The organism is Pseudarthrobacter sp. rb (genome assembly GCF_056389225.1).
In genome coordinates, this window is sequence record NZ_JBWJAR010000032.1 from 21,146 (window position 1) to 27,838 (window position 6,693).

At 66.4% G+C, this 6,693-nt stretch carries 5 protein-coding genes; all 5 read left to right on the plus strand.

Annotated features, from left to right (window positions below; all coding sequences use genetic code 11):
* Nucleotides 1-118 precede the first annotated feature (118 nt).
* Nucleotides 119-2,971 (plus strand): aminomethyl-transferring glycine dehydrogenase, encoded by a 2,853-nt coding sequence (gene gcvP, locus ACWRN3_RS22305; RefSeq protein WP_476741974.1) that lies wholly within the window; start codon nt 119-121, stop codon nt 2,969-2,971.
* Between the two features lie 9 nt (nt 2,972-2,980).
* Nucleotides 2,981-4,093, plus strand: coding sequence for a glycine cleavage system aminomethyltransferase GcvT (gene gcvT / locus ACWRN3_RS22310; RefSeq protein ID WP_476741975.1), 1,113 nt, complete (start codon nt 2,981-2,983; stop codon nt 4,091-4,093).
* Nucleotides 4,094-4,139: 46 nt separating this feature from the next.
* Nucleotides 4,140-4,523, plus strand: a complete 384-nt coding sequence (gene gcvH / locus ACWRN3_RS22315; protein WP_224024538.1) for a glycine cleavage system protein GcvH — start codon at nt 4,140-4,142, stop codon at nt 4,521-4,523.
* On the plus strand, nt 4,520-5,851 hold the full coding sequence (gene glyA / locus ACWRN3_RS22320; RefSeq protein ID WP_476741976.1) for a serine hydroxymethyltransferase: 1,332 nt from the start codon (nt 4,520-4,522) through the stop codon (nt 5,849-5,851). The genes gcvH and glyA overlap by 4 nt, the downstream gene beginning before the upstream one ends.
* A gap of 130 nt (nt 5,852-5,981) precedes the next feature.
* Nucleotides 5,982-6,693, plus strand: a 712-nt coding sequence (locus tag ACWRN3_RS22325) for a serine dehydratase beta chain (protein WP_476741977.1), incomplete at its 3' end; no start/stop codon positions are given.

Below are 6,693 nucleotides of genomic sequence, written 5' to 3' on the forward strand. Positions count from 1 at the left end.
TCACCGACGGTGCAAGCAGGCCCTGATGGGTTTGCGGAATCTCTCAGGTCCAATACAGAGCGGGGAGGGACCCGATCCATGCCGTGCCACCCGTGGCCGGCCAAACCTGGAGTTCCTCATGACGATTCAATCCCTTCCGTCTGCCTTTGCAGACCGGCATATCGGTGCACGCCGCCAGGCTGACGTGGACACCATGCTCAAGGCCGTTGGCTACGACAGCGTTGATGGACTGGTGGACATCGCCGTTCCCAACTCAATCCGCCAGTCCAAGCCCCTTGCGCTCAAAGACGCGCTGAGCGAGGTTGAGGTGCTTGCGGAACTGCGCAGGCTCGCCGCCAAGAACAAGACCGCCGTACAGATGATCGGCCAGGGCTACTACGACACCATCACGCCCGCCGTCATCCGCCGGAATGTCCTCGAGGCCCCGGCCTGGTACACCGCCTACACCCCGTACCAGCCCGAGATTTCCCAGGGCCGGCTCGAGGCACTCCTGAACTTCCAGACCATGGTCCAGGACCTGGTGGGCCTGCCCATCGCCAACGCCTCCCTGCTCGATGAAGCCACCGCCGTGGCCGAAGCCGTCCTCATGATGCGCCGCGCCAACAAGAACAAGGACGTCCGCGACGGCAAGACCGTCCTGGACGCCGACGTCCTGCCGCAGACCATCGCCATCGTCAAGGGCCGCGCCGAGGCGCTCGGCTTCGAGGTTGAGGTCGCCGACCTGTCCAAGGGCCTGCCCGACGGCGCAATCAACGGCATCGTGCTCCAGCAGCCGGGCGTCTCCGGCCGCGTTTTCAGCCACGCCGGCGTCATCGCCGAAGCAAAGGAGCGCGGCGCGCTGGTGACGGTGGCCGCTGACCTGCTGGCACTGACCCTGATCACCCCTCCAGGCGAGCAGGGTGCCGACATCGCCGTCGGCTCCACCCAGCGTTTCGGTGTCCCGCTGTTCTTCGGCGGCCCGCACGCCGCATACATGGCAGTGGCCAAGGGCCTGGAACGTTCCATGCCGGGCCGCCTGGTGGGCGTATCCAAGGACGACGCCGGCCTCCCGGCTTACCGCCTGGCGCTGCAGACCCGCGAGCAGCACATCCGCCGCGAGAAGGCCACGTCCAACATCTGCACCGCGCAGGCCCTGCTGGCCATCGTTTCCTCCTTCTACGCCGTCTACCATGGCCCCGACGGGCTGAAGGCCATTGCCGAGCGCGTCCACAACAACGCACGCGCCCTCGCCACCACGCTCAAGATCGCAGGCCGGGAACTGGCCTCCGAGACGTTCTTCGATACGGTCACGGTTTCCGTCCCGGGCAAGGCCGCCAAGGTCATCACCGCTGCTGAAGCACGCGGCATCAACCTGCGCCACATTGATGACGACACCATCGGCGTGTCCGTGGATGAAACCACGACGCCGGAAATCCTGTCTGCGATCGCCGTCGCCTTCGGTGCCGGCCCCGTAGTGGACGCTGCGGGCTTCGACCTGCCGTCCGGGGTGCTCCGCTCCTCTGAGTTCATGCAGCACCCGGTGTTCAACACCCACCGGTCCGAAACCCAGCTCCTGCGCTACATCCGCAGGCTCTCCGACCGCGACCTGGCGCTGGACCGCACCATGATCCCGCTGGGCTCGTGCACCATGAAGCTGAACGCCACCGCAGAGATGGAAGCCATCTCCTGGCCGGAGTTCGCCTCCATCCACCCCTTCGCCCCCGAGTCCCAGACCAAGGGCTGGCGTGAACTGATCAGTGGCCTGGAAGCCGACCTGGCGGAAATCACCGGCTACGACCAGGTGTCGCTGCAGCCGAACGCCGGCTCCCAGGGCGAGCTCGCCGGCCTGCTGGCCATCCGCGGCTACCACCACTCCCGCGGCGAAGAGCAGCGCAACGTCTGCCTGATCCCCGCTTCCGCCCACGGCACCAACGCCGCCTCTGCGGTCCTGGCCGGAATGAAGGTCGTCGTCGTTGCCACGGCCGCGGACGGAACGATCGACCACGAGGACCTGTACGCGAAGATCGAGGCGAACAAGGACGTCCTCTCGGCGATCATGATCACCTACCCGTCCACCCACGGCGTCTACGACGCGGACGTGACCGAGATCTGCGAGGCTGTCCACGCGGCCGGCGGCCAGGTCTACGTTGACGGTGCGAACCTGAATGCCCTGGTGGGCCTGGCCCAGCCCGGCAAGTTCGGCGGCGACGTCTCCCACCTGAACCTGCACAAGACCTTCTGCATCCCCCACGGCGGCGGCGGACCCGGCGTTGGACCGGTCGCGGCCAAGGCACACCTGGCGCCGTTCATGCCCGGCGACGCCAACAAGGCAGCGCATGAGGAAGGCCACGGCGTGGCCATCAGCGCCTCGAACTTCGGTTCCGCCGGTGTCCTGCCGATCTCCTGGGCGTACGTGAAGCTCATGGGCGGGGAGGGACTGACCGAGGCCACCAAGGCAGCCCTGCTCGCAGCGAACTATGTTGCCGTGCGCCTGAACGAGTACTTCCCGGTGCTCTACACCGGCGAAGGCGGCCTCGTGGCGCACGAATGCATCCTGGACCTGCGCGACCTCACTGCCAAGACCGGTGTCACGGCCGAGGACGTGGCCAAGCGCCTCATCGACTTCGGTTTCCATGCCCCCACCCTGGCGTTCCCGGTGGCAGGCACCCTGATGGTGGAGCCCACCGAGTCCGAGGACCTGGCCGAGATCGACCGCTTCATCGAGGCCATGATCACCATCCGCAAGGAAATCGACCAGGTGGCCAACGGCGACTTCTCTGTCCAGGATTCCCCGCTGCGCAACGCACCCCACACCGCGTCCGCCGTCGTGAACTCCGAATGGACCCGCCAGTACAGCCGCGAGCAGGCCGTCTTCCCCGTCCACCACCTGAAGCAGGACAAGTACTTCCCGCCGGTGGGCCGGATCGACGGCGCCGGTGGAGACCGGAACCTGATCTGCTCCTGCCCGCCGCTGTCCGAGTTCGAAAACTAAGGATCCCCCGTGACTGAGAACTACACGGCTCTCTACGAAGAGCACAAAAAGCTTGGCGCCTCCTTCACCGACTTCGGTGGCTGGCAGATGCCGCTCAAATACAGCTCCGAACTGGCAGAACACCACGCCGTGCGCAAAGCCGCCGGTCTGTTCGACCTCTCCCACATGGGCGAAGTCTGGGTCACCGGACCCCAGGCCGGCGCCTTCCTGGACTACGCCCTGGTGGGCAAGTTGTCCGCCATCGCGGACGGCAAAGCCAAGTACTCGCTGATCTGCAATGAGGACGGCGGCATCATCGACGACCTCATCACCTACCGGTTCGGCGATGAGAAGTACCTGGTGGTCCCAAACGCCGGCAACGCCCCCACCGTGGCCGCCGCCCTCGCCGAGCGCGCAGCCAACTTCGATGTGACGGTGGAGGACGCTTCGGCGGCAACCTCGCTCGTCGCAGTCCAGGGACCCAAGGCCGAGGCCACCCTGCTCAAACTCACGGATGAGTCCCAGCACGCCCTGGTCACCGACCTGAAGTATTACGCGTTCAACGAAGTCACCGTAGCCGGCCACGATGTCATCCTGGCCCGCACCGGCTACACCGGTGAAGACGGCTTTGAACTCTTCCTCCCGAATGAAGGCGCCGCTTCCCTATGGGAGTCCGTGGCCCAGGCCGGGGAAGAGTTCGGCATTGTCCCCTGCGGCCTCGCATCCCGCGATTCGCTCCGCCTTGAAGCAGGCATGCCGCTGTACGGGAACGAGCTCTCCCTCGAGCGTTCACCGTTCGACGCCGGCCTTGGCCCCGTGGTGGCGCTTAAGTCCAAGGAAGGTGACTTCGTGGGCCGGGCAGCACTGGAGGCGGCCAAGGAGTCCGGCTCCAAGCGCAAGCTCGTCGGCCTGAAAGGTCACGGCCGGCGCGCCGGCCGTTGCGGCTACCCCGTCCTCAAGGACGGCAACGTGGTGGGCGAAGTGACCTCCGGCCAGCCGAGCCCCACCCTGGGCTACCCTGTCGCTCTGGCCTATGTCGACGTCGAGCACGCCGAGCTGGGCACCGCACTGGACGTGGACCTGCGCGGCAAGGCTGAGCCCTTCGAAGTCGTCGCACTGCCCTTTTACAAGCGCCAGAAATAACCCCGCGCTCCCGCTTCTTTGCACTCCAAACTTAAGGAAAAACACCATGGCTAAAGTTGCCGCTGAACTGAAGTACTCCGCCGAGCACGAATGGATCGCCGCTGACGGCTCCGGCCCGTCCGTGGTGGGCGTGTCCGCTGTTGCCGCCGAGGCACTGGGCGACATCGTCTACGTGGACCTGCCCGAAGTTGGCGCCACGGTGACCGCAGGCGAGACCTGTGGCGAGATCGAGTCCACCAAGTCCGTCTCGGACCTGTACTCCCCCGTCACGGGCGAGGTCACGGAAGTCAACGACGACGTGGTCAGCGACCCCGCCGTGATCAATAACGACCCCTACGGCGCCGGCTGGCTCTTCAAAGTCACCGTCACCGAAGAGGGCCCGCTGCTCTCCGCACAGGAATACGCCGAAGCAAACGGCGGCGAACTGTGAGCGGCGCTTCATCCGCCGCGGGCACCGTGGCCTTTGAACAGGTGGTCTCCCCCAGCCTGAACGCAGACCTCTCCGCCCTGGACCCCGAGATTGCGGCAAAGATCGACGACGAACTGGGCCGCCAGCGCGACGGCCTGGAAATGATCGCTTCGGAGAACCACACCGCCGCCGCGGTCATGCAGGCGCAGGGCTCCGTGCTGACCAACAAGTACGCCGAAGGCTACCCGGGCAAGCGTTACTACGGTGGCTGCGAGCATGTGGACGTCATCGAGCAGCTCGCGATCGACCGGGTCAAGGCGCTCTTCGGTGCCGGGTTCGCCAACGTCCAGCCGCACTCCGGAGCCCAGGCCAACGCCTCGGTGATGCACGCGCTGATCAAGCCCGGCGACACCATCATGGGCCTTAACCTGGCCCACGGCGGCCACCTGACCCACGGCATGCGGATCAACTTCTCCGGCAAGCTCTACAACGTGGTTCCGTACCAGGTCCGCGAAGACACCCACACCATAGACATGGCAGAGGTGGAGCGCCTGGCCCAGGAGCACAAGCCGCAGCTCATCGTGGCCGGCTGGTCAGCCTACGCGCGCCAGCTGGACTTCGCTGAGTTCCGCCGCATCGCCGATTCCGTGGGCGCCTACCTCATGGTGGACATGGCGCACTTCGCCGGGCTGGTGGCCGCGGGCCTGCACCCCTCGCCGGTCCCGCACGCCCACGTGGTCACCTCCACGACGCACAAGACCCTTGCCGGTCCGCGCGGCGGCATCATCCTCTCCAACGACCCCGACATCGCCAAGAAGATCAATTCGGCAGTGTTCCCGGGCCAGCAGGGCGGGCCGCTGGAGCACGTCATCGCCGGCAAGGCCGTGGCGTTCAAAATCGTGGCATCCGAGGAATTCAAGGAGCGGCAGGAGCGCGTCCTGGCCGGCGCCCGCATCCTGGCCGAGCGCCTGGTCCAGCCGGACGTCACCGCCAAGGGCATCAGCGTGGTGTCCGGCGGCACCGACGTGCACCTCGTCCTGGTGGACCTGCGCAACTGCGAGCTCGATGGCCAGCAGGCCGAAGACCGGCTAGCCGCGATCGACATCACCGTCAACCGCAACGCCGTGCCGTTCGACCCGCGTCCGCCGATGGTCACCTCGGGCCTGCGCATCGGAACCCCTGCCCTGGCCACCCGTGGCTTCGGCGAGGACGCCTTCCGCGAGGTTGCGGACATCATCGCCGAGGCATTAATTGCCGACGCCGGCGCGGACCTTTCCGGGCTCCGTCACCGCGTTGAGGCACTCGCCGCAGCCCACCCGCTCTACCCGGGTGTGGCACCCCTGTCCTGAGTCCCGTGCCCGCCTTGGGCCCGGTGGGGCAGGCATCCTCCGCGTGCTCGCTCGCGTAGACGCACGCTTCCGGATACCGGTCCCACAGGGGCCCGCTTTCTCTTCTTCTCCGTCCAGTTAGGAACACACCGTGGCAGTCGGCGTATTCGACCTTTTTTCTATCGGTATTGGCCCTTCGTCTTCTCATACTGTGGGGCCGATGCGGGCTGCTGCTGTGTTTGCTGAGGAGTTGAAGGCCTCGGGGAAGCTCGCGGACGTGGCGTCGCTGCGGGTGGATTTGTATGGGTCGTTGGCGGCGACGGGGCATGGTCACGGGACGATGACCGCAATCCTGCTGGGGTTGGAGGGGTTCCACCCGGAGCTGATCCTGCCCGAGCAGGTGGAGGAGCGGCTGGCCTCGATCGCGGAGACCGGGATCCTGAACCTGGCCGGTTCGGTGGCGTTGCCGTACGGGGTGGGCGACATGGTCCTGCGGCCGTTGACGGTGTTGCCGCGGCACACGAACGGGATGACGTTCACCGTCACGGACGCTGCCGGGGATGTGGTGCATGCGGCGACGTTCTTCTCGGTCGGTGGCGGGTTCATCGTCCGCGAAGGTGAAGAGGACGCGGCGCAGCAGGAACTGGACGCGTCCAAGGAAGAGTTGCCGCTGCCGTTCCGGACCGCGGCGGAACTGCTGGAGCACTGCGCGGTGACCGGGCTGGGCATCGCGGACGTGATGTTCGTGAACGAGAAGGCCTCCCGGTCCGAGGAGGAGATCCGGGCCGGGCTGCTGCATATCTGGTCGGTGATGGAGAACTGCGTGCAGACCTCGCTCAAGCGTGAAGGGGTGCTGCCGGGCG